This window comes from Helicobacter sp. 12S02232-10 (assembly GCF_002272895.1).
In the GTDB taxonomy this organism is placed as follows: Bacteria; Campylobacterota; Campylobacteria; order Campylobacterales; family Helicobacteraceae; genus Helicobacter_J.
Genome location: NZ_MLAQ01000048.1, coordinates 1 through 364, shown reverse-complemented (window position 1 = coordinate 364; position 364 = coordinate 1). Strand labels below are relative to the sequence as shown.

Below are 364 nucleotides of genomic sequence, written 5' to 3'. Positions count from 1 at the left end.
ATGAAGAGGAACAAGTACGTGGAGATCCTAAGATGCAAAAACTCTATGATGACTATGGTGATGAATTTCAAAAAACACATAATGGCTTTTCTTGTAGCATTGATTTTGATTGTTTCTACACACTTTTGATTGCTGATGATCGGTTGGATGCAAACACTGGAAGACTTAAGATTGTATTTAAGAATGAAAAAGATTATGTTAAAGCGCAGGTGGAATATGACTCATATGGTTCATATCCTCCAAGCTTTCAATGTAAAATCAAAGATAAAAATCTTAAAAATATCACCAAAGCAAAAGATATTACTACTGAAGATATGATTTGTATTTCTAATGATCTTATTTATAGGGATAATCTCTTCTCTTC

At 31.3% G+C, this 364-nt stretch carries 1 protein-coding gene; it reads left to right on the top strand.

Annotated features, from left to right (window positions below):
* Window positions 1-32: 32 nt before the first annotated feature.
* Window positions 33-364, top strand: a 332-nt coding sequence (locus BKH41_RS09575; protein WP_143428739.1) for a hypothetical protein, incomplete at its 3' end; no start/stop codon positions are given.